Origin of the sequence: Fibrella forsythiae, from assembly GCF_017353175.1 — a bacterium.
Taxonomy (GTDB): domain Bacteria; phylum Bacteroidota; class Bacteroidia; order Cytophagales; family Spirosomataceae; genus Fibrella; species Fibrella forsythiae.
Window position 1 is genome coordinate 80354 of sequence record NZ_JAFMYW010000005.1, and the last position, 22281, is coordinate 102634.

Genomic DNA, 22281 nt, shown 5'->3' on the forward strand with positions numbered 1-22281 from the left:
CTCAAACCACAAACAGGTTCTCTCAGCATGGTAACCTATTCGTATGTGAGCCGCGTACTGTTCGTACGATGATTTGTAGTACCGACCTGAAGAACGAGCCATGTCAGCATCGGTAATCAACAGCAACATGGCCAGAACCGACGCTGGGCAAGGTATACCCCCCGCCCAATCGGCACTACGTAATGAAACCACTTCTCTTTTTTTCTGTTGCGGCCTTAAGCGTTACGTTGTTGCTGCTAAACCGGCCCAACAGCGCGTCTTCGCATCCGCCGCAACTGGTCGACGTACAGCCAACTGCCCATTTCGATACGGCGGGCCGAATTCCAATCGATGCTAAACGGTGGTATCAGGTCGTGAATGCCAGCAGTGGCCTGGAAGGGCTTTTCGACGGTGTTACGGAAGAGAATGTCAATACCGGATGGAGCAAACTGCTCGATAATTACGACGCCTATTACCCCCTCCGCACTGGTGAGCAGATGACCATCGACCGCATCCGCCTCTACGACTACGCCGACCAGAACCTCGACAAGCCCATGACGCTGTCGATCATCACCGCCGACTGGAAACGGATTCCGATTGCCCGGTTTGTGGGCGATAAATACAAGGAATGGGTTGGCCCGGACCCCAGGCAGCCAGGTACGTTCCGGTTGAAAACACCGGTGACGGGTGCGCGTTTTCTACTTATCAATACCTCGGGCGCGTATCCGTCGGAAATAGAGTTATATGGCAGCTACACACCCGGCAACAGACCCACGTTGCCCATTCAGGTACGTCATACCCCATTTCGGCAAGCTGTGGGCGTGAACATGTTCGAATGGAATATGGAAGAGGCCGCCCGATCGTGGGAGGTGGATGAGAACCGGATACCGGCCTTGCGCAGTTTTGCGGCGGTACGGCATTATATGGATTGGGAAAAGCTGGAAGCACAACCGGGCCAGTATTCGTATAACCTCACGCTCAGCGGTGCCTGGAACTACGACGCCATGTACGAACGACTGAAAGCCGAACACGTTGATGTGCTGGCCTGCCTGAAAACCATTCCGAAGTGGCTCGAAAACCTGTACCCCGCCGATCAACGCGACTACGGCAACAACCCGGTTCGCTACGGTGCCGATCTGTCGAAACCGGCTTCGTACATCGAACAGGCGCGTGTGGCGTTTCAGTATATGGCCCGCTACGGCTACAACAAACGGATCGACCCCGCGCTGGTCAGCGTAACGGCACAACATAACAGCTGGGCGCCAGCCAACCAGAAAAAGATCGGGATGGGGCTGATTCGGTACATTGAGTGCGAAAACGAGCGTGATAAAACCTGGAAAGGCCGCCAGGGCTACCAGACCGCCCGCGAATATGCCGCCAACTTATCGGCGTTCTACGATGGACACAAGAATACGCTGGGCCCTGCCACGGGCGTAAAAAATGCCGACCCTACGGTTACCGTGGTCATTGGCGGGCTGGCCGCCCACACGACCGATTATGTGCGCGCGATGGTTGACTGGTGCCGCGAGTTTCGGGGCTACCACCCCGACGGGCGTGTGAATCTGTGCTGGGATGTGATCAATCAGCACCTGTATGCCAACGACGTGGGTACGTCGCAACTCGGTAGCGGTAAGGCTGCTTCGCGCGGTGCCGCGCCTGAACTGGCGGGTGTTGGTGAACAGGCCGTGGCTTTCGTGAGGCTGTCGCACGAGTTATGCAACGACATGCCCGTCTGGATCACTGAAGCGGGGTATGATACCAATCCCGGCAGCCCGTTCCACGCTATCGCCATTGGCTCAAAATCAGTAGAACAAACCCAGGCCGACTGGACCCTGCGTACGGCGTTGCTGTACCTGCGCAAGGGCATCGATCGGGTATTTTTTTACCAGATGTACGACGAAAATCCGGCCGACCCAACCCAGTTTAGTTCAATGGGGCTTATCAATGGCAATAAGACCCGCAAACCTGCGGCCGATTATCTCTATCAGGCAACGAGGTTAATTGGTAGTTTTACGTATCAGGAGACCCTTCGCCAGACCAGCCCTGCCCAGCCGATCGTTGACAGGTACGAGCAGAGCCTGCCCGGCGGAAAAAGACAGACAGCCTACGTGTTGGTTGTTCCTGACGAGCGCGGTCGCACCGCTACCTACACATTGCCTGTTTCTGAAGGAGATACGGTTCAGTTATTTGTACCTACGAAGGGGCAGGAGAGTATGACAAAACGAATGCTTGTCAGTCTAAACGGTAGCGTTCAGATTCCCGTTAGCGAAACACCTGTTTTTGCGCTGCTTCCGGCAGAACGATCACGGAAATGATAGATACGATTTTAGCCTCATAATCAGTAACTAATGAATACAAAAAGTGCGGCCATGAACGGGGGGAAGTGGATCACCATCGCAACGGTGATCTCAACTGTCTTCCAGTTTGGTCAGATGGTTGTTCTGGCACGCCTGCTTACGCCCAGCGACTTTGGGCTGGTGGCGCTCAGTAACCTGATTCTCACGTTCTTTCAGCTTTTTACTAACCTCGGATTTTCTAACTCGATCATTTATAAACAGGAGAGCGACCGCTCGGTTCTGTCAACGCTGTATCTGCTGAATATCACGCTGGGTATTCTCATCTTCGGTATTATTCAGGTGGCTACGCCGTCTATTGTTGCCTTTAAAGAAGAGCCTCGCCTCGAGCGGGTGCTGCACCTGTCGTCCTGCTATTTTCTGATTGTTTACTTCGGGCAGATTTACCTGTTCCTGATGGAAAAGGAACTTCAGTTTCGCACTATTGCCATCATTGAAATTGTAGGTACGTTCATTGGCACGGCTACGACCCTGATTATGGCCTACAGTGGCTATCACGAGCTGTCGCTGGTTATTGGGCAGTTGATTACGCAGGCCATAAAGACCACCCTACAGGTTGTTTTGGGCAGTTCGCTGTTCAAACCCGTGCTTCGCTTTGCGTTCAACGAAGTAGGCGAACACCTTCGATTTGGCTTTTTTAACCTCGGCGATGGCATTCTTGGGTACGTTCAGTCGAACTACGACAACCTGTTTATCGGCTTTATTCTGGGCAACGAGATGCTGGGGCTGTATACACTCGCCTATCAGCTGGCCATCTTCCCAATCACCAAGCTAAACCCAATCATCCTGCAGGTAGCCTATCCGGTACTGGCGAAGATGCAGAATGACAACGCCGAACTGAAACGGTCGTATCTGAAAATCCTGGACATCCTGAGCTATTGCAATTTTCCGTTGCTGGCGGGCCTGTTTATCACCGCTGATAGCGTTGTACCCCTCTTTTATGGTCCCGGTTGGGGCGGCACCGTTGGTCTGATCCAGATTTTCGTGTTTGTGGGTATGATGATGTGCCTGAGCCATCCGCTGTTCACGCTGGCGTTTACCAAAGGCAAGCCGAACCTTCTGTTTTACCTGAACCTGGTTACGCTGATCGTCAAGATTCCGCTGGTCTATTGGCTGGGCCGTACCTACGGCGTTACGGGTGCGGCAACGGCTTTTTTGGTGGCGACCCTCTTCAATTTGCTGGCCAACTTTGCCGTTGTTCATTACCTGATCGGCAATTTTATGGGGGTTTTCCTACGCAACGTGGTCCGTCCGGTACTGTTTTGTGTACTCATGGTGGCTTCTATTGCGGCCTATAAGGCATTATTCGGCTACGAGGGTATCGTCAACACCATTGCAGAAATTAGTATCGGCGGGGCTGTTTACGGGGCCTTAACCTTGGCTTTCAAGTTCTCGGTAAGCGATATAAAAGAACTGAAACAGGCCCTCTGATAGCAGGGCCTGCAAAAAAACGCCCGCTGAACATACCAGTGAGCGGGACGTGTTGGAAAACAGGTTGCTTCCGACATACAGAGGGCTCTTTCAGGCTGCGTCCTTTTCATATGGAAATAAGTCTGTCTGCCATTTCCCTGTATCCATTCGATTTGGATCTGCGCTAATCTTATGGCATCCAGGCGCAATTATGGACCTAAGCGCCCCAATTGCGCCTAAATCCGTAGTACTTTAGCTTATCATCTAACCGACTAGCTGCTGTGATAAAAATTACCCGCTTCATCAGCCGAATAACCCTGCTACTAACCCTGGTGTCTACCGCCGTTCTTGCTCAGAAACAGGCCGCCGACAACCGGGCAGCCATTAACGAGGCAGACCTTAAACGCGATGTATATAAACTCGCCGACGATCATTTTCAGGGTCGGGTTGCTGGGTCGCTCAACGAGTTGAAAGCTTCAGCCTGGATTGCCGAGCAGTTTCGCGCGATGGGTCTTCAACCCGCTGGCGACGACGGCACATATTTTCAGTTTTTCCACATTCAGCGCACCCGCGTGAGCGAAACCAGCCGGTTTATTGTGGGAGGTAAGGCCCTGACCTACGGCCCGGATGTGATTGCGCTGGCACCGGCTATTGCCTCGGTCGATGCACCGCTTGTATATGTGGGCACCGGCACGCCGGAGGAAATGGCGAAAGTAGATATAAAAGGGAAAGCCGTAGCCATTCTGTTCTCAGGAACACCACCGGGCGACCTCAGTTTCCGCCGATTTATGCTGACAACCATGAATCGCCGCGCGGCTGAATTTGTGAAAGCGGGAGCCGTAGCCACCATTTTCGTGTCTGACTCACGCGCCGATGCAATTTATAACTGGTGGAGCAGCGCTATGGAAATGGGGCGTTACGATCTCCCCGGCGGCCCCAATACCCGCGTGTTTGCGCAGGCACCGCTGCTGTGGCTTCCGGCCAGTAAACTGGCGATGATTCAGCAGCCGAATCAGCAGTTTACCAACGTCGTGAACGTAGAAAGCTTCAGCTACCCGTCGGTAAATATTGTGGCGAAGCTGCCGGGAACAGACCCTAAACTGAAAGAGGAATATGTACTGATCAGCACCCACCAGGACCATGACGGTATTCGCCGGGCCGTGGCGGGCGACTCCATCTACAACGGGGCCGACGATAACGCCACGGGTTGCGCCGCTGCCCTGGCTATTGGTCGGGCTTTTGCAAAAAAACCAGGTAAGCGATCGCTGCTGATTGTGTTCCACGGGGCCGAAGAGCGGGGCCTGCTGGGCTCACGGTATTTCGTTGATCACCCAACGGTACCTAAATCGAGCATCGCGGCGGTGCTGAATGGGGAAATGATGGGCCGAAACTCGCCCGATAGTGCAGCCTTGCTGGGCTCGCAGGTGCCACACCGGAATTCTACGGAATTGGTTAATCAGGCCATGGCGGCAAATCAGGCAACGGCGAAGTTCAAGCTCGATACGCTCTGGGATCGGCCCGACCACCCGGAAGGCTGGTACTTCCGTTCTGATCACCTGCCCTACGCCCGTGCCAACGTACCTGCGATCTGCTTCACCTCACTGCTTCACCCCGACTACCATACGCCCCGCGACGAACCCGCCCGTATCGACTACGCGAAACTGGCCAACATGACCCGCTGGATGTATGTTACGGCCTGGCAAGTGGCTAATGCCCCAACCCGCCCGCCAGTAGATCCCGGCTTCAAACTGGAGCGGTAGCACTATTTACGGATCATTGACGCGACCGATATCCATTGCCAACCGGCACCAACTCGTTGATCTGTAGGGGCGGCCCGTCGTGGCCGCCCCTACAGATCAACGAGTTGGTTATCAACTCCTAAAACCGAGCCAGTACTTTCTCTGATACGGTTTTGCCAATCGACAGTGATGACGTCGCCGCTGGCGACGGGGCGTTGCAGACGTTCACGGCGCGGGCGGTTTCAATGATCGAGAAATCGTCGAGGAGGCCGCCGGTGCGGTCGCAGGCCTGTGCACGAACCCCCGCGCCGCCTTCGATCAGGTCATCTTCCTGAATTTCGGGAATCAACTCCTGCAGGGCTTTGGTAAAGGCTGATTTTGAGAAGGAACGGTACATTTCACCGAGGCCCATTTGCCAGTATTTAGCTGCTACCTTCTGGAAACCGGGCCAGGCTAATGTCTCGAAAAGCTCTTTCAAATTCACGTCCGACTTTTTGTATCCTTCGCGCTGGAAGGCGAGCACCGCATTTGGTCCGGCCTCAACGCCGCCGTGGACCATGCGGGTGAAGTGAACACCCAGAAACGGAAAGTTCGGATCGGGAACAGGGTAGATTAAATTCTTGACGAGGTAGTGCTTCTCCGGCTTGATCTTGAAATACTCGCCCCGGAACGGAACGATCTGAAGGCCAATAGGCTCGCGCTGAGTTAGTTGGGCAATTTTATCGGAATACAGGCCTGCGCAGTTCACAACCAGCTTTGTTTCGTAGCGGCTTTTGTTGGTTACCACTACGCTCAGCGACGTACCCGGCGTAAGCTCTTCAACTCGTTCGCCAAGGTGCAGTTCGCCACCCAGTTCACGGAATTTGCGGGCATAGGCTTCGCACACCTGCGTGTAATCGATGATTCCGGTTTGCGGAACGAAGATGCCTTCTACGCCATTTACGTGCGGTTCAATCTCCCGCATTTCGGCCAGCGAAATACGGCGAAGACCACCCAATCCGTTTTGCTGACCGCGTTGAAAGAGCGTGTTCAACTGACCCACTTCTTCGGGCTTGGTGGCCACTACAATTTTTCCGCACAGGTCGTAGGGTACGCTTTCCTTGTCGCAGAAATCGAGCAGCATCCGATAGCCTTCGATGCAATTGGTGGCTTTCAGACTACCCGGCTTATAATACAGCCCCGAGTGAATCACGCCTGAGTTATGGCCGGTCTGATGCGCCGCCACCCGATTTTCCTTTTCCAGCACCACCACCGACAAGGTTGGTCGCTGCTGCTTGATTTGTAGGGCTGTGGCCAAACCCACGATACCCCCGCCAATTACAGTTACGTCAATCATGGTTTTGTGTTTACTGTTTACCGTTTGCTATTCATTGTTGCGCTGCCAATAGTGGAGCAACAGTAAACAGCAAACGGTAAACAGTAAACGCTATTTAGTAAAGCTAATTTTCCCCATCGATACACTGGGCACGCCTTGTCGTTCGCCGAATGACGTACCTGAACCAGCCACGGCTTCGTTGGCCAGCACGGCAAAAAGTACGGCTTCTTTAGCGTCGCCGGCAATACCCAGCTCATCGGTTTTTGCAAAGGTACAACCCGGAAGCAACGCTTCTATTGTTTGCGTTAACACGGGGTTATGGGCCCCGCCTCCACTCATATATATACGAACGTGCCGGTCTGCCTCAGGTACGTTAGCCAGCGCTTTGCTAATGGCCTGTGCGATGCTTTCGGCACTAAATCGGGTTAATGTAGCCAGCAGGTCTTCGGCCGGCAGACCATCCGTTTGGCTGCGCTGCTGTGCATCTCGAACGTACCCGGTATTGAATACTTCCGGGCCTGTGGTTTTCGGAAAAGGCTGGCCAAAGAACGGGTGATCGAGTAAGGCAGTCAGCAGTGGAGCGCTAATGGTACCGGCGGCGGCCAGTTGCCCATCTTCATCGTAGGGCTTACCCGTAAACTGGCGGGCGTACGCGTCAAGAAGTGTGTTGCCAGGTCCGGTATCGGTTGTGAATACAACGCTGGCATCAAGTGAACCGGGCAGGTACGTGAAATTGGCAATACCACCCATATTGAGCAGCACCCGGTTTTCGCCCGCCTGCGAAAAAACAAAATAATCACCGTAAACAGCCAGCGGAGCGCCCTCGCCACCGTGAGCAATATGCCGTTGCCGGAAATCGCTAAGCGTGATAATGCCGGTTTCGGCGGCAATATGATCGCCATCGCCAATCTGTAGCGTAGCATTCGGATAGTCTGGCCGCTGGTGCTGTTTCCGGGGCGCGTGATATACTGTTTGTCCGTGGCTGGCCACCAGATCAACTGTTTCGGCGGGTACGCTCCAGGAACGCAGGCAATCAGCCACCCATTGGCCATGCCGTCGCCCGATTTGCTCATTCAGTAGGGTCAGGTGCTCAAAATCGACCTGTTTTTTCGCGAAAACGGCCCGGATACTATCCTTAAAGGTGTCGTCGTACGGTATCGTCGTGAATTGTTCCACCACCACGGTTGTGGCCGGTCCACTGCCGGTAATGCGACAAAGGGCTATGTCGAGGCCATCGAGTGACGTACCTGACATAAGGCCAATAATTCGGCGTTCGGGTTTCTGCGCCAGCTGATACAGACATTCGAGTTGCGGATTCATGCGGTAAATATCAGCCATTATCCCGCCAAACTAGTTATCTGATACACGACAGATTCTGATGGTATACAGATTTGACGGATCAGCACAGACAGGCGAATGAAAGGCTGGCACAAGCGTACGGTAGAAATCGTGTCAACCTGCCAGTTCCGCTAAATCCGCGTTCTGAAAAACGTTATAAAACGCAACCCAATGAACACACAACAAACAACCGAGACGCTACTCGAAACAACGATTCAGGCATTGACCAACGGTGAACATACCACCGAATCTGGACCTGCCCTGGTTGATGACTGGCTTAATGCACTGAGTCACTATGATGGGCTGGCCAACGTTCGGGAAGCACTCAGCAGCCTTCAGAAAGCGTTATTGAATGAAGCTGACCCCGTTCAGATCCGGGTGTTGCTGATGGAGCTTGCTCAGTATACACAAGCCTTTTCAGCACAGGAAGCGACATCAAACCCAGACGCGTTACGCCGCCTGGCCAATACCCTTCAGGGCCTGATTATCAGTGCCGACCAAATCGGCCATTCGTAAAGCGGAAGGTGACCCACTGGCTCACGTGTCATTTTTTCTATAAACAATACAGATTTAGTCGAGTTCTATTCCTGTGCCATCTCCTTCGGGCACGGAGATCTAATTCACACTCATCAGCTTAAAAAAATGGCCCCTAAAAAAGCCAATACGCTCATAACCTCTACCATCGAAACCCTCGACAACGGCCTCGATAGCGTAAATCCTACAGACGGTGCTTCGCTAATTGAAGAATGGATTGCGCTGGTAAAGAAAGAGGAAACGGCCAGTGGAGTGGCCGATGAGCTTCAGGAACTGCACAATCAACTCGGCGGGCAGTCGCCTGACAAAAAGAAGATTGCCCAACTGGTAAAGAAGCTAGGCGACGAGACCACTAAAGCCGCCAAAAAGGCCGACCAAGCCTATCAGGACTCGCTGAAAGATCTGGGCGAATCGCTTAAAGATTTTGCTAAAGAACTCAAATAAGCAACCGTTTACAGCGCTTTCCGCCAGTTCGATGGCGTTGTTTTCGCTACTGTTAACCGCAACCCCTTACTCAAATGGCCCTTACATCACAAGATCCTAAAACAACTGCGCTTCTCGAACAGACGATCTCTACGTTCGATAGCGGTCTTCAGCCATCGACGCCTAAAGATGGCCTTGCCCTTATTGACCAATGGCTTGATTTGCTCGACCAGAATGGTAACGACGAAACCGACGAAATTGCCGATGTGCTTGAAGATCTGAAGGCTGAACTGGAAGAAAGTCAGAAAGATGGCGTTATGCCCGAATCGTCAGTTATCCAGGCTTACCTCGAAGACCTGATCGATATTACCCAGAGCGTGATGGAATCGCCCGAAGCCAGCGCACAACAAACGGAATTGCAGCGGCTCGTATCTACCCTGGAAAACATTAATCAACAAGTAGCTAAATAACCAGTAGGGTAGTTGGCAGCGGCAGTAAGCAATTACTTACGCTAATGTAGTTCTCGTAAGCAACTGCTTACTGCCACAGCCAACTGGTTTACTCTCCTATCCCAATGGCAGAATCATCACAATTTGCAACGGCACTCATTAACGAGACTGTTACAACTTTTAGCGGCGGAGCCGAAACGGTATCGCCTACAGACGGTATTTCATTGATCGAAAACTGGATCAGTGCCCTTCATTCAGGCGACGAGTCAACGAATCCAATTGCGCATACGCTGAGCGAGCTACGTATGCAACTCCAGAACGGTACGCCTAATGTTGGGCAGATTCAGACAATTCTGGAAGAGCTAACAGAGCAAACCCGAAATGCGGCAAAGTCGGTCGACGGTGGTGAACAGCTATCGCTTATCGAGTTGTCAGATGCGCTCAAAGGCTTTGGGGAACGGCTCGATGGCAAACGATCAGGCGATGGTAGTGCTGGTGCAACGGTTGCGCCGAGTGTGGGTGCCTCAACCAGTACCCGCAACGACGACGACTCGATCGGTGCCAGCGGTGCAGCCCAGCAAGATGGCGGCCCTTACAACTCAGGTTACGGCAACTAACAGAAATATGTGCTACCTAGGTACGTATAGTGCCGAGAGCAGCGCAACAGAGGACACAAAAAAGAACAGTAAATAGAAAAACAATGGCAAATCAACATTCACAATCGAGCGGGTCATCGGCATCAACGCTCATCGACGCTACTATCGAAGCATTTGATCAAGGTCAGGCGGCTTCGCCACAGGAAGGCCTTTCGTTAATTACCGACTGGTTTTCATCACTGAAAAGTGACCATAATGCCAGCAAGATGATCCAGCCATTGCATGATCTGCAGGCCGAATTGCAAAGCGGTTCGCCCAGCAACCAGAAAATGCACGACCTGCTACTGACGCTGGCCGACCAAACAGATGCGCTGGGTACGTCGGCGGGAGGGGATCTTCCCTCGCGGTTGAGCACGCTGAGCACATCACTGCGCAATTTTGCGGGACAATTGTCAACAACTGTATAATCAATGACTTAGTGCTCCGTGGCTAACCTGGCCGTGGAGCACCTCTGTTTTATACCATTATGGATAACCACGAAGAAGCAACCGATCTGCTCGACACCACTATGGGGGCGTTGGCCACAGACGTAACAGACCTGACGCCACAAAGCGGAAAAGGGGTCATCGATCAATGGATCAGCACCCTGAGCGAGTCGGAGAACACCAAAGAAGTTGTTGCCCTGCTTCAGCAGTTGAAGACCCAGCTGGAGAGCGGTTCGCCTAACCCTAGCGAACTGCAACAGATTCTGGTCGATCTGGCAACGCACACCCATGAAATGGGCGTAAAAGTTGGCCCGGAGGGAGACATGGCCACCCGCCTTGAAGCCCTGGGCGCAGCGCTACAGACTGTAGCTGGTCAATTGACAAATGTGTGATCAGCGGACATTACGGCGGCGCTGTCATTGGTTGTCGTGCTCATTCATTGTTTTTCTGACAGATGATCGCTTCATGACAACCAATAACAGCGCAGTGTAATGACCACTTATTTTTTCAGTAATTCATACACCTTCTCGATGTCCAGGTCTTGTGCCGACAGGATGGCCGAAGCAGTATAAGTAACCGGTACATCGGGCATTACGCCATGGCCTTTGTCGGTTCCGGGAATAGCCAGCACAATTTTGTAAAGCGGCAACCGGAGTTGCACACCTGTTTCGGGGAGGGTCATATACGGAGAGGTGAAGGCGTTGCAGCCATATTCACCACCGCCCGTTTCCCGACCAATCACCGTAACTCTGCCGACGGCGTTATGTTTGGCTAGCGACGTGAAGATCGACGCTGCCGAAAACGTCCCCCCGTTGGTCAACACGAAGACTTTTCCCCTAAATCTGTTCTTTTTGATTGGCTTGAAGATTCCGGTTACACCCGAGCGGCGGAACGCGCCTTCAGGAGTCTTATGGGTAAAGAAGTTTCGGATCCAGAACCGCCAGAATTTCCAGCCGAGATATCGGTTGAACGACACCTGCCTGACGGGTGCATCTACTTCCTTGTAGGCCTGGAACGGTTTGTCGGCCAGATAAGTGACCAATTTTGCCGAGGTTGCGGAGTTCCCGCCCAAATTGCCGCGGACATCGATAACCAGATTGCTAACAATTTTCCGTTTGGCAATGGCCTTAAAGCTTTGACGAAAAAAGGCGCGCTGACCACCGCCCGTAAACGAACTGACCTTCAGTATAGCCACCGATGAATCACGGTCAGAGAAGGTCAGCGTGCGGGGTTCTTCCTCCAGCGGTACGGGTTTTCGAGGGCTGGGTTTATTGGGTTTCGACGCTGGAATCACCCGTTTTTCTACTGAATCAGTGCTGATTTTGAGTTTATCGGGGCGTGGCCGAAAGGTCAGCGTGCGAATCTTTCCCGTCGAATCGCGTAGGGTTAGCCGTTGAGCCGTTGAATCGAGGCCAAATGCAAGCGTGTAGTAGGTCGTGAAAAGACCTGTATTAAGCACGTAGGGCTTAAACGTCTGGTTGTAGCCATCGGATGAGATGTACTGGTAAAAGTGGCTGAGCAACGTACCTGCCGATCGACCATTGACGGCCAGCAATTCTGACCCGCGCTGAACGGTGGTATCGGTACTGCGGTTCTCACGAACATACAGCTTATTGTCCAGTACGAACACATCAACCGGAAAGGGCCTGAACGGGTGTTTTTTTCGGTACTTCACAAACGCTTTTGAGCCGTACAGATCTGTGTGGCCACAACCAATACGATCAATGGTGGGCTCAACCGTTCGCCTGAACTGAAGTTCGGTCATCGGCTTTGTCAGGCGGGCTTCGGTATCATCGAACCAGTGCGACACACTATCGCGGGAATGGTAACGGTACAGGCCGGGATGCGCTTCTTCCATTGCCTGCCGGATCAGCCGGAAATCGCTGCGTAACTGCGCCACTGAATACACCTTGACCAAAGGTGTATTCAGTACCGATTGGCCAGTTGCTTGCCCTGCGAGAAAAAAGAGAAAGATAAATAGCCTGTATTGGCTTCGTTTCAGTGTGGAGTCAATCACAAACGAATAGGTTGAACGGGTCACCAAAGGTACAATCAGGTACCTTTCAGTCATCGAACAAATCGGCTGAACGGGTCGTTGTCAATGCGAACTGTAATTCGTGCGCATTTTTTGCCTTCTCCACACCAGTTGGTCAGCAAAACGTGTAGCTTCGACGGTTCATTCTGACGAGTTAATCGGCTTTCCCAATAAACCTAGTCAACCAATATTATGGCAAGACCAACCCCCGAACTGATCGACGCCCTGCGCCGCACGGCCCGTAACGTGGCTGAGGGCGCCCCCTACCAGTGGGGCCATATGGGCAGTTGCAACTGCGGCAATTTAGCCCAGGAACTGACCCGCATGACCAAAGACCAGATTCATCAGTATGCGATGCAGCGCTACGGCGATTGGAACGAGCAGGTGGCTGATTACTGCGAAACCAGCCAGCTTCCGTTCGATGTGATTATCAATCAGATGCTCCAGGCGGGTCTTTCGCTGGAAGATCTGCGTCACCTCGAAAAACTGGACGACCGCGACGTGCTCCGCCGATTCCCGATCGAGCAGCGTTTCCTGAAACATAACCGCCGCGACGACGTAGTGACGTACCTGAATGAGTGGGCTAACCTGCTCGAAGAACGACTCTTAGCCAAAATCAAACTCCCCGCCGACCTGCTGGAAATCCAGGAACTGGTTTAGGGAGTTCAGAATTAAGAGTTGCTTTGCTAACAACGTATTCTGCTGTTAGCAAAGCAACTCTTAATTTTTAACTCTTAAGCTAGCGTTGCTACGGCGTCGCGGATGCGCTGTACCGCTTCGACGAGGGCTTCGTCGGCGGCGGCGGTAGAGATACGGATGCAGTTAGGAGCACCAAATCCTGAGCCAGCTACGGTGGCAACGTAGCAAGTATTCAACAGCCAGTTTGAGAAGTCGTCGGAGTTATTAATCACCGTTGTTCCGTCTGATTTGCCGTAGTAGGCGCTTACGTCCGGGAATGCATAGAAAGCACCTTCCGGTGTATTGACCTTAAAGCCAGGTATCTCTTTCAGCAAACCAACTACCAGGTCGCGCCGGCGGTGGTAGGCTTTCGCCATTTCGCGGCTGGCATCCAGCGAACCATTCAGAGCGGCAACCGTTGCTTTCTGGGCAATCGAGTTCGTCCCCGATGTTACCTGTCCCTGGAGTTTCTCGACGCCATCGGCAATCCATTTGGCGGCGCCGATGTAACCGATGCGCCAGCCCGTCATGGCGTAACCTTTTGCCACGCCGTTAACGGTAATCACCCGTTCGGCGATTTCAGGAATCGAACCGATGCTAAAATGACCTTCGGGGGTGAAGTTGATGTATTCGTAGATTTCGTCGGCCAGTACATACACGTTCTCGTGGCGGGCTACTACCTCACCAATGGCGCGGAGTTCAGCTTCTGAATATACCGAGCCGGTTGGGTTGTTGGGCGATGCATACATTACCACTTTCGTACGGTCGGTAATGGCGGCTTCAAACTGCTCGGGTGTCACCTTGAAATCGTTCTCAAACGTTCCGTCGATCACCACCGACACGCCTTCGGCCAGTTTCACCATTTCGGAATAGCTTACCCAGTACGGCGAAAAAATCACTACCTCGTCGCCGGGGTTCACCAGTACCTGCAACACGTTGGCCAATGAATGTTTGGCACCGGTTGAGACAACTACGTTCTCGGGCTTCCAGGGCAGGTTATTGTCACGGTTGAATTTATCGGCAATGGCCTTCCGCAAATCGGGGTAGCCAGCTACTGGGCTATAGCCGTGGAAACCGTCGTCGATGGCTTTCTTGGCGGCGTCGCAAATATGGGCGGGCGTTTTAAAATCGGGCTCACCTACGCTTAGGCTGATCACTTTATGGCCTTTCGCGGCTAACTCACGAGCCATCTTGGTCATGGCCAGCGTAGACGATTCTTCAAGTGCATTGATCCGGTCGGCCAGCATACTGGCGGGACTTTCTACGGCAATAGCCATATTGGTATGTGTTTATTGAAAATTTGGCAACTGAACGGCCACAAAATTAGTGACTTCAACGCAGTTAAGCCGACTTGTTAGGAGAATTTAATTACCTCACCCTCATCAGAGCAGTCATCTAGTAATGTCTGGATCGTCTGTTTCAATACAGGATGAACGAAGCCAGGGGCAATTTCTGTCAGGGGTACCAGCGTAAAACGCCGTTTGTGCAGCAGCGGGTGGGGTAACGTCAGAGTAGGCGTATTGAGGATCAGACCATCATAGAAAAGCAGATCGATATCAATCACGCGGGCACCCCATTTTTCTGCCCTAACCCGGCCCAGGCGCTCTTCTATAGCCAGTGTATGCGTTAATACACTGGTGGGTGTCAGGTACGTTACCACCAACAATACCTGATTCAGGTAGGATGGCTGATCGGTTATTCCCCAGGCCGCCGTTTCGTATAGCCCTGATTCCAAGACGATTGAGCCAATCTGCTCGGCAACGTACCTGCGGGCCAGGGCAACCGTTTGCGCTTTATCGCCCAGATTGGCACCAAGCAGCAGGTAAAGATTGTGGCTAAGTGGTGGTTCCTTACTCACGGCCATGCATTCATTTAAGGCGTAAAAATACGTACCTGACCGATGCTCAGCGCTGTGCGAATCGTGTGCTTACCACTTTTGAGCTGCTACTGTTACCCAGCAACCCCGTCTTGCGGAGACCAACATAAACCCCAACGCTATTTGGTAATAAACCGCCCACATCTATACCAAGCGAGCTACTCAGCATGGTGCCGCCAAAGGCAGAGATGGGCAGCGCGGCCGTCAGCAACCCGGAAAATTGCGTGGGCGCATCCGGGTAAGGAACGGAATACGTACCCAGGTTCTGCGACAGCGATAGGCGAGAGGTTATATGAACCGTTCCTGAAATCAGCGCACTGGCACCCAGGTTGACTACGCTGACCCTATTGTTTACAATTCCCCGGTTAATTGGCAGCGACGAACGAGCCTCGGCGGTCGGCGTTAGAAAAGGTGAGCCAATTGTACGGCCAAAGTACGTCCACCCGTCAGGGAACTGGCCGTGGTTGAAGTAGTTATCACGCCCTCTGCGTTCAGGATCAATGACATCAAAATCGTCACCGCCCTGACTTTTCGTGTATAGGTACTCAACGGTTAGCTGTTGTAAAAAGAATGGCTCCCCGGCAGGCTGGCGTCGGTTTTTCAGTCGTAGCCCATTCAGCCCGTCGGCCAGGTTTGTGCCGTAGAATAACGAACCGTCGTCGTACAGGAACTGGCGATAAGCGTACAGATTCCAGTTTCGAAGGTTTACATCGGCGGCCAGGTCGATCGACCCCAGATGGTTGCCAATCCGGTTGTCTTCAAGCGAGGTTACGTTGGGGTCGTTCCGGTCGCCCTGCCCACGTAGACCAAGAACCATTGGCAGATAATACTGGATACCCGATGGCAATTTTCCATTTACCGCAATCAGGTCACTTAATACGCCCGGTGCTGCCTGACCCGCCCAGATTACCTCGTGGTTGAATCCGCCATATAACCGAAATGGCCAGTTAGGCTTCCCGATTCGGCCGTACAGGTATTTCTGATGCAGGTACGACCCTTTTACTAGTCGATCACTGTTTTCGAACCAACCGTGGGCATAGGCACCCAGCACTGAGAGAACACCTTTCGTAAACGGAACAGCTGTATACTGATACAACCCAATCTGAATCTTTGGTATTGGTAACGTATTACCCGACCAGGCGTATGCCCCCGACGTCAGCAAGGTGTCGACTAGCCCGATGATCTCACGCTTCCGGCCAGCATACAGCTCAAAAGCCCCTAAACGGGCTTTCACGTGGGCTTCGGGAAGAATAAACTGATTGGTGACCCCAATATTGGCTACCGCATCAACGGCATACCCCCAATCTGTTTTGCGCCGATGACCGGTGCTATCGGCCAGCCGGTAATCAGACCGGATGCCGCCCTGAAAGCGAATAACAGGGCCTTTTAGTGGTACAATACCATATTGATTGGCCCGGAGCCAGAAGGGTGTCTGGTCAGTGGCCAGTAAACTACCTGATTCCAGATGATATTGGTTTATCCGGGCCGGATCCTGCGCCTGAATCGGATTCGTGACGAAAAGCAACAAACAGTATACATGAACTGAAACGATCAGACAAGTAGGGATACTGTTCACTTTGAAAGGAGGTACTTGCATTAAGCAACGTTATTAATTGGGTTTGTAAGCTATTAACCAATACGCATAGCTTATCTATAAGGTAACGACATAAATAGAAAATTTAGATACAATGCCACTCGATTCCAGTTAATGGGCACAGAATGAGTAGTTATTTACACGCACGATAACAATTCAGATTACCCAAAACTATTAGCGTGCTGAGTACGTCATCTGCCTGTATTGTATTGGCCAATTCAACCAATTAAACTGCTTTTATGAAAACGAAAACACTCGGAAATACAGGCCAGACAGTATCCGCCTTAGGCCTTGGTTGTATGGGAATGACCGATTTCTACGGTCAGCGCAACGACACCGAATCGATAGCCACGATTCATGCGGCGCTGGATGAGGGGCTTAACTTTCTGGATACGGCCGATATGTATGGCCCGTTTACGAATGAAGAACTGGTAGGAAAAGCCATTCAGGACCGCCGTCCTGCTGTTTTCGTGGCCACCAAATTTGGATTTGTTCGCGACCCAAACGACCCCGCAAAGCGAAGCATCAACGGAAAACCCGACTACGTACGTCGGGCGTGCGAAGGTAGCCTGAAACGATTGGGCGTTGATCACATTGATCTGTATTATCAGCACCGCGTAGACCCCAACACGCCTGTTGAAGATACCGTAGGCGAAATGAGTCGACTGGTCGACGAAGGGAAGGTTCGTTTTATTGGCTTGTCAGAAGCGGGTGCCGATACCATTCGCCGGGCCAATGCCATTCACCCAATTGCGGCGGTGCAATCTGAATATTCGCTCTGGAGCCGGGATATTGAAGACGACGTAATACCCACCGTACGTGAATTGGGCATTACGCTGGTAGCTTACAGCCCGCTTGGCCGAGGATTCTTAACCGGGCAAATAAAGAACTTCGATGACCTGGCCGCTGATGATTACCGCCGGCACTCACCTCGTTTTCAGGGCGAAAATTTCCAGAAGAATCTCGACGTGGTAAAGCAGATCGAAGCGCTGGCCGCTCAAAAAGGTGTTACCGCCTCGCAACTGGCCTTAGCCTGGATCATGGCGCAAGGCGATGAATTACTCCCCATTGTTGGTACAAAACGCCGATCGTATCTACAGGAAAACCTTAGCGCGCTCAACATCTCACTCACGCCGGCTGATCTGGCCGCCATCGAAGCCATCTCGCCCAAAGGTGCCGCCGCCGGCGAGCGCTACCCTGCTATGATGATGAAACTGGTGAACGGGTAGATAATTAAGAATTAAGAATGGCTCCGCTTGCAGATACATTAGACTGCAAGCGGAGCCATTCTTAATTCTTCACTCTTAATTTAAAAAGATACCTGCCTTCGTTTGGGGGCAATAAGGCCGTAGATGGCCAATAAAACCGCAACAATAGCACCGGCCCCGGCTGCAAGCTGAACGGTTGGCGTAGCAGCCTGCTTCATCGCGATGGCCGTGTAGGCCCAGGTAAAGACCAAAATGAACGCGGCGCTCCGGTAGCGATTATACAGCACGGCCCCTACAACCAGCGCCAATACTAGTACGCCAACAGCCCAGACTGGTTCAGAAATGCCAGACAGATCGAAACTGTGGGCACGGAACCACAACGTAATATTCAGGATGGTGGCAACGGTGAGCCAGCCGAAATAAATAGAGAACGGCACGCGCGCCAGCCACGTTTCGGCCGTTTTTACAGGCCGCATCATGGCCATATCCGTGCGTGGGTTGATCCGTAATGCTTCCATAACCATAAACAGGCTGGCAAACATGATCAGAATGACCGTCAATGCTCCGCCAATCCATTCCTGATTGAAGATCGGGCTCCAGATAGCATTGCCCAATGCATTGATGATATACCACGGACCCGCTGCCCGAAAACGCGGATTATGCTGTTGCGATGGCAAGGCCTGATAAATGGCGAAACCCAGTAGCCCTAGAAAAATGACGCCCCAGATGGCAAAGGCATAACCTGCAGGCGTGATCAGCGTAGTGTACTTATTCGACACGTCGCCGTTGGTTTGCGGACCAAACACGCGCGCATTTGAGAGGCCATTCATCACAATCAGCGTGACAGTTACGACCACGACCAAAACCTGACGTAAACGATCATTCATCATACATACTGTAGCATTGATTGGTGATACAACCGACGTTGCTCGTCAAGTGTTCACGAAGCACGTACCTGATAGTTAGGGCTCATAGGTCAGTGGTAATAATTCAGCCATCTTTTCCCAACCCCAATATCCTTCAAAAATTACACCGAGCGGATTGTAAAAGTTGCCGTTCCGTTCAATGGTAACGGTTGGCTCGGTCAGGTAGATGAGCGAAGTTTGAGGCCCACCGGGGCTAAGTTTTTCGCTAAACGGCGAGAGCGAGCGCACGTATTCGGGCGATTCTTTCTCCAGTGTGTAGGTAACCTGAATAAGGTTCTCGAACGAGAGGGCGGTGGTTGAGTCTGTCGATGCTTCCTCACTTAACAGGAACGTTGCCGGCAATGCATCCTTAACCAGGTACCGCGCTTTCTTTATCCGCCATTGCCCAGCCACTTTCGACGAATCGGTTCGCTCCAGAACCCGACGAATCTCGAAGCCTTCTTCGGCCGTTTTCTTCGCGTAGAGTGTTCGCATGAAATGCATCGATGAGCCCCGATACGCTTCTGTTCGTGCTTTCTCCCAACGCAAAGCTTCCCGGCGGCCACGAGGCTTCATGAGCTCATAGACAGGGTAGCCCAGATACGACACCGATTTGTTGCCGTAATCGAACAGGAATTGCTCCAGCACGTACCTGATCCGATAACCCAACGCTTTATTGTCGATGATAAGCGGCTCCCGGGCTCCACCTGTCATACGCATGGTGGCCCGGTTATCATCAAACCAAAGTGCGTTCTGGTTAATGATTTTACACTCCTGCGCGTTTTTGCTGGTGCCGATGAAGTTTTTAAGGAAAACGCCCAACTGCTCTAGCCACTCCGGGTCGCGGTTGGCACGTACCTGCACCTCTGCCAGTTGATTCGCCGATGGCATGATCCGAATCAGCAGAGAGGCAGGCTGGTTGGTGTTGATCGGCGACGCCAGCGTTTCGAAACCCACACTGGACACGACCAGATCGAAACGACCTGCGGGTAGGTTCGCCAGCACGAAACTCCCATTCTCGTCGGCCGTGGTGCCCTTGGTTGTGTTGGCCAGAAATACGCTGCAGAAGGGTACAGGCTGCCCATCAGCGGCATTAACAACCCGGCCACGCAAGGTGAACTGAGCCTGGGCCGTGAGGGAAATCAGCAGAAGGAGCAACAGGAGGCGCATCATCATTTAGGCAGTCTTACGGGCATAGGGTCACAAATTTACCGATTAACTATAAGTTTAGTTGTGAGGTTGCAAAAAAAGGGGCCGCCCATACACATGAGTGGCCCCTTTTTTGGGAGTAGGTACGTTACAGCGCCAATACTTTGAATTCGGTACGTCGGTTGCGCTGATGCTCTTCCTCCGTGCGGGCGTTTTTCACAACCAACTGCGTTTCTCCGTAGCCCTTTGCCGTGATGCGGTCGGCGTCGATGCCTTTTGAAACAATATACTCAACGGCGGCCTTGGCCCGGTTTTGCGAGAGCGTCATGTTATACGCATCGGGTGAGCGGGCATCCGTATGTGAGCCCAACTCGATTTTCAGCGATGGATTGTCTTTCAGGATCGTCACCAGCTTGTCCAGTTCCTCGGCTGCGTCGGGCCGAATGTTGTACTTGTTGAGATCATAATAGATATTCTCCAGCGCGAAGGTTTTGTTCAGTTCCACCTTATCCAGCAATAAAGCCACGTTGAACGTCGTGTCTGTTTCGGGCTTCGTCAGGAAAATCTCGGGAATGCTGCGGCCCTGCATCGTAAACGGTTCGCGGCGGGTCAGATAACCGGGGCGCTCGGCAATGACGCTATACGTTTTGCCCTCTACCACCGGGAACTTCCCGAACGTACCTGGCTGACCCGTAGTGGCCTCAGCTACGGTAGCGTCGTTGCTGTCGTCAACAATACGTACCCGCGCCGAATCGAGCGGGGCGTTGGGAGCCGCGTTGATTTTTACGGTACCGGCCAGGAAGTAGCGCACTATCTTCGGCGAACCTGACTTGGGCGGGTTGTTCCGGGCAATGGTCGTTGTATCGCCCGACGAAGCCGATCCGTTTTCGACCAGATAGATATCATCATCGCCTTTACCACCGGGGCGGTTGCTGGCCATGTACCCCTTGTTCGGCTCGGGGAATGTGAGGCCAAAATCATCAGCGGGTGAATTGATGGGCTGCCCCATATTTTCGATCCGGATAACGCCGCCCGAGCGGGTTGCTACGAATACGTCGAGCTTACCCAGGCCAGGGTGCCCATCCGACGAGAAATACAGCTTGCCATCAGCCGCTACGAACGGGAACATCTCGTCGCCGGGGGTGTTGATGTCGCGTCCCATATTCACCGGGCGGCTAAACCGGCCCGACGCGTCCATATTGGCCCGATAGAGATCAATACCGCCAACGCTACCCGCCCGGTTCGACGCAAAATAAAGTGTTTTGCCATCGGCCGAGAACGCCGGTGACCCATCCCAGGCCAGCGAATCGGAGATGGGCAGGCGGAAGGGCTGATTCCAGTTGCCGCTCTGGTCTTGTCGGCTCAGATACAGGTCAACATCGGCACCGCCCTTGCGCTTACCATTGTTGCCCCGGGCAAATACCATCATCTTGCCATCTTTAGAGAAAGCAGGCGTTCCTTCGTTAACGTCGCCCTGAAACACGCTTCCACTGAACAATTGGGGGCCAGCGCTGCCTACCCCGGTTTCGTCGGGTTTCTGGCCAATTTTTGCCTTGTACAGGCCCGTCATGGCCAGGCCATTGTTTTTATAGGTAACGTCTTTCCGCGATGCCGTAAAAATTAGCTCATCGCCGCGGAGCACCGGCGCATATTCGGTACCGGCTGAGTTGATCGTTCCTAGATTTGTGACCCGGAAATCGGCCTGTTTGCCGCTGATGGCACTAATGGCCCGTAACGTTTCGATCTCGCGCTGCGCTTTGGCCAGACCAACCTTACTTTTTGGCCGGGCATCGATGTATTGCTGCAACTGCGCCTGAGCACCCGCGTAATCGCCGTTTGCTTTCAGCGCATAGGCATAGTTAAGGCGAAGGTCGGCCAGATTCTGGTCGGCAAAGGCCGGTTTTACGGTGGCATCGGTCGTTGCGGCAACTGCTACCGACGTACCCAGCCCACCATCGAGCGCCTTCTGGTAGAACGGTGCCGCCTGATCGATATGGTTCGAGAGGCGGTACGATTCGGCAGTGTAGTAATTGAGGCGGCCGGCATCGACCTTTCCTGTTGCTTTGGTAAACTGGCCCAATGCCAGATTGTATTCGCCGGCATCGAAATGGCGAACACCTTTTTTGTAGGCCTGCATGGCCGAATTACAGCTGCTTAGCCCAATGGCGACACTCAGTATCAGCAGCGGAACCCGCGTATAGAATTTCATAATCA

The 22281-nt window shown here is 52.8% G+C and carries 20 protein-coding genes; 11 read left to right on the forward strand and 9 right to left on the reverse strand.

What is annotated here, in order from left to right; genetic code table 11:
* Positions 1-182 precede the first annotated feature (182 nt).
* From J2I46_RS16835 to J2I46_RS16845, 3 genes are all read left to right on the forward strand, one after another.
* Positions 183-2294: a hypothetical protein gene (locus J2I46_RS16835; protein ID WP_207330223.1), complete on the forward strand. Its 2112-nt coding sequence runs from the start codon at positions 183-185 to the stop codon at positions 2292-2294.
* Positions 2295-2327: 33 nt separating this feature from the next.
* Positions 2328-3764 carry an MOP flippase family protein gene (locus J2I46_RS16840; protein ID WP_207330224.1) on the forward strand — a complete coding sequence of 479 codons (1437 nt, stop codon included), beginning with the start codon at positions 2328-2330 and terminating at the stop codon, positions 3762-3764.
* A 260-nt stretch (positions 3765-4024) separates the two neighbouring features.
* On the forward strand, positions 4025-5503 hold the full coding sequence (locus J2I46_RS16845) for a M28 family peptidase (protein WP_207330225.1): 1479 nt from the start codon (positions 4025-4027) through the stop codon (positions 5501-5503).
* A 118-nt stretch (positions 5504-5621) separates the two neighbouring features.
* Here J2I46_RS16845 and lhgD read toward each other — a convergent pair whose 3' ends face one another.
* Together lhgD and J2I46_RS16855 are read right to left on the reverse strand one after the other, a co-directional pair.
* Positions 5622-6818 carry an L-2-hydroxyglutarate dehydrogenase gene (gene lhgD, locus J2I46_RS16850; RefSeq protein WP_207330226.1) on the reverse strand — a complete coding sequence of 399 codons (1197 nt, stop codon included), beginning with the start codon at positions 6816-6818 and terminating at the stop codon, positions 5622-5624.
* Between the two features lie 90 nt (positions 6819-6908).
* Positions 6909-8117 (reverse strand): anhydro-N-acetylmuramic acid kinase, encoded by a 1209-nt coding sequence (locus J2I46_RS16855; RefSeq protein ID WP_207330563.1) that lies wholly within the window; start codon positions 8115-8117, stop codon positions 6909-6911.
* A 189-nt stretch (positions 8118-8306) separates the two neighbouring features.
* On the opposite strand from J2I46_RS16855, the gene J2I46_RS16860 reads away from it, so the two are divergent.
* The 6 genes from J2I46_RS16860 (at position 8307) to J2I46_RS16885 (ending at position 11014) form a co-directional block, all read left to right on the forward strand.
* Positions 8307-8651, forward strand: coding sequence for a hypothetical protein (locus tag J2I46_RS16860; protein ID WP_207330227.1), 345 nt, complete (start codon positions 8307-8309; stop codon positions 8649-8651).
* Between the two features lie 126 nt (positions 8652-8777).
* Entirely contained in the window at positions 8778-9113 is a 336-nt protein-coding gene (locus J2I46_RS16865; protein ID WP_207330228.1) for a hypothetical protein, read from the forward strand.
* Between the two features lie 74 nt (positions 9114-9187).
* Positions 9188-9562 carry a hypothetical protein gene (locus J2I46_RS16870; protein ID WP_207330229.1) on the forward strand — a complete coding sequence of 125 codons (375 nt, stop codon included), beginning with the start codon at positions 9188-9190 and terminating at the stop codon, positions 9560-9562.
* A gap of 104 nt (positions 9563-9666) precedes the next feature.
* Positions 9667-10158, forward strand: coding sequence for a hypothetical protein (locus J2I46_RS16875; protein WP_207330230.1), 492 nt, complete (start codon positions 9667-9669; stop codon positions 10156-10158).
* An 83-nt stretch (positions 10159-10241) separates the two neighbouring features.
* On the forward strand, positions 10242-10604 hold the full coding sequence (locus J2I46_RS16880; protein ID WP_207330231.1) for a hypothetical protein: 363 nt from the start codon (positions 10242-10244) through the stop codon (positions 10602-10604).
* Positions 10605-10663: 59 nt separating this feature from the next.
* The gene (locus J2I46_RS16885) at positions 10664-11014 is read left to right on the forward strand and encodes a hypothetical protein (RefSeq protein ID WP_207330232.1); all 351 of its coding nucleotides are present in this window, start codon (positions 10664-10666) and stop codon (positions 11012-11014) included.
* 107 nt (positions 11015-11121) lie between these two features.
* On the opposite strand, the gene J2I46_RS16890 is transcribed toward J2I46_RS16885, so the two are convergent.
* Entirely contained in the window at positions 11122-12639 is a 1518-nt protein-coding gene (locus tag J2I46_RS16890) for a S41 family peptidase (protein ID WP_207330233.1), read from the reverse strand.
* Positions 12640-12849: 210 nt separating this feature from the next.
* Between J2I46_RS16890 and J2I46_RS16895 the strand changes: the two genes are divergently transcribed.
* Positions 12850-13317 carry a hypothetical protein gene (locus tag J2I46_RS16895; protein ID WP_207330234.1) on the forward strand — a complete coding sequence of 156 codons (468 nt, stop codon included), beginning with the start codon at positions 12850-12852 and terminating at the stop codon, positions 13315-13317.
* A 74-nt stretch (positions 13318-13391) separates the two neighbouring features.
* On the opposite strand, the gene J2I46_RS16900 is transcribed toward J2I46_RS16895, so the two are convergent.
* The 3 genes from J2I46_RS16900 to J2I46_RS16910 all read right to left on the reverse strand — a co-directional run bounded on the left by J2I46_RS16900 (position 13392) and on the right by J2I46_RS16910 (position 16808).
* Positions 13392-14612 (reverse strand): pyridoxal phosphate-dependent aminotransferase, encoded by a 1221-nt coding sequence (locus tag J2I46_RS16900; RefSeq protein ID WP_207330235.1) that lies wholly within the window; start codon positions 14610-14612, stop codon positions 13392-13394.
* Between the two features lie 77 nt (positions 14613-14689).
* Positions 14690-15193 carry a 2-amino-4-hydroxy-6-hydroxymethyldihydropteridine diphosphokinase gene (folK, locus tag J2I46_RS16905; RefSeq protein WP_310589045.1) on the reverse strand — a complete coding sequence of 168 codons (504 nt, stop codon included), beginning with the start codon at positions 15191-15193 and terminating at the stop codon, positions 14690-14692.
* 46 nt (positions 15194-15239) lie between these two features.
* Positions 15240-16808, reverse strand: coding sequence for a capsule assembly Wzi family protein (locus J2I46_RS16910; RefSeq protein ID WP_207330237.1), 1569 nt, complete (start codon positions 16806-16808; stop codon positions 15240-15242).
* Between the two features lie 236 nt (positions 16809-17044).
* Here J2I46_RS16910 and J2I46_RS16915 point away from each other — a divergent pair, with 236 nt between their 5' ends.
* Positions 17045-18034: an aldo/keto reductase gene (locus J2I46_RS16915; RefSeq protein ID WP_207330238.1), complete on the forward strand. Its 990-nt coding sequence runs from the start codon at positions 17045-17047 to the stop codon at positions 18032-18034.
* 80 nt (positions 18035-18114) lie between these two features.
* On the opposite strand, the gene J2I46_RS16920 is transcribed toward J2I46_RS16915, so the two are convergent.
* From J2I46_RS16920 to J2I46_RS16930, 3 genes are all read right to left on the reverse strand, one after another.
* Positions 18115-18903, reverse strand: coding sequence for a TspO/MBR family protein (locus J2I46_RS16920; RefSeq protein ID WP_207330239.1), 789 nt, complete (start codon positions 18901-18903; stop codon positions 18115-18117).
* A 72-nt stretch (positions 18904-18975) separates the two neighbouring features.
* Positions 18976-20091 (reverse strand): carboxypeptidase-like regulatory domain-containing protein, encoded by a 1116-nt coding sequence (locus J2I46_RS16925; protein WP_207330240.1) that lies wholly within the window; start codon positions 20089-20091, stop codon positions 18976-18978.
* A gap of 124 nt (positions 20092-20215) precedes the next feature.
* Positions 20216-22276, reverse strand: coding sequence for a CHU_0125 family OmpA-like outer membrane integrity protein (locus J2I46_RS16930; protein WP_207330241.1), 2061 nt, complete (start codon positions 22274-22276; stop codon positions 20216-20218).
* Positions 22277-22281 lie beyond the last annotated feature (5 nt).

Coding starts and splice junctions, on each gene's coding strand:
- J2I46_RS16835 (WP_207330223.1), top strand. CDS start 183: ATGAAACCACTTCTCTTTTTTTCTGTTGCGGCCTTAAGCGTTACGTTG.
- J2I46_RS16840 (WP_207330224.1), top strand. CDS start 2,328: ATGAATACAAAAAGTGCGGCCATGAACGGGGGGAAGTGGATCACCATC.
- lhgD (WP_207330226.1), bottom strand. CDS start 6,818: ATGATTGACGTAACTGTAATTGGCGGGGGTATCGTGGGTTTGGCCACA.
- J2I46_RS16855 (WP_207330563.1), bottom strand. CDS start 8,117: ATGAATCCGCAACTCGAATGTCTGTATCAGCTGGCGCAGAAACCCGAA.
- J2I46_RS16860 (WP_207330227.1), top strand. CDS start 8,307: ATGAACACACAACAAACAACCGAGACGCTACTCGAAACAACGATTCAG.
- J2I46_RS16865 (WP_207330228.1), top strand. CDS start 8,778: ATGGCCCCTAAAAAAGCCAATACGCTCATAACCTCTACCATCGAAACC.
- J2I46_RS16870 (WP_207330229.1), top strand. CDS start 9,188: ATGGCCCTTACATCACAAGATCCTAAAACAACTGCGCTTCTCGAACAG.
- J2I46_RS16875 (WP_207330230.1), top strand. CDS start 9,667: ATGGCAGAATCATCACAATTTGCAACGGCACTCATTAACGAGACTGTT.
- J2I46_RS16880 (WP_207330231.1), top strand. CDS start 10,242: ATGGCAAATCAACATTCACAATCGAGCGGGTCATCGGCATCAACGCTC.
- J2I46_RS16885 (WP_207330232.1), top strand. CDS start 10,664: ATGGATAACCACGAAGAAGCAACCGATCTGCTCGACACCACTATGGGG.
- J2I46_RS16895 (WP_207330234.1), top strand. CDS start 12,850: ATGGCAAGACCAACCCCCGAACTGATCGACGCCCTGCGCCGCACGGCC.
- J2I46_RS16900 (WP_207330235.1), bottom strand. CDS start 14,612: ATGGCTATTGCCGTAGAAAGTCCCGCCAGTATGCTGGCCGACCGGATC.
- J2I46_RS16910 (WP_207330237.1), bottom strand. CDS start 16,808: ATGCAAGTACCTCCTTTCAAAGTGAACAGTATCCCTACTTGTCTGATC.
- J2I46_RS16915 (WP_207330238.1), top strand. CDS start 17,045: ATGAAAACGAAAACACTCGGAAATACAGGCCAGACAGTATCCGCCTTA.
- J2I46_RS16920 (WP_207330239.1), bottom strand. CDS start 18,903: ATGATGAATGATCGTTTACGTCAGGTTTTGGTCGTGGTCGTAACTGTC.
- J2I46_RS16925 (WP_207330240.1), bottom strand. CDS start 20,091: ATGATGCGCCTCCTGTTGCTCCTTCTGCTGATTTCCCTCACGGCCCAG.
- J2I46_RS16930 (WP_207330241.1), bottom strand. CDS start 22,276: ATGAAATTCTATACGCGGGTTCCGCTGCTGATACTGAGTGTCGCCATT.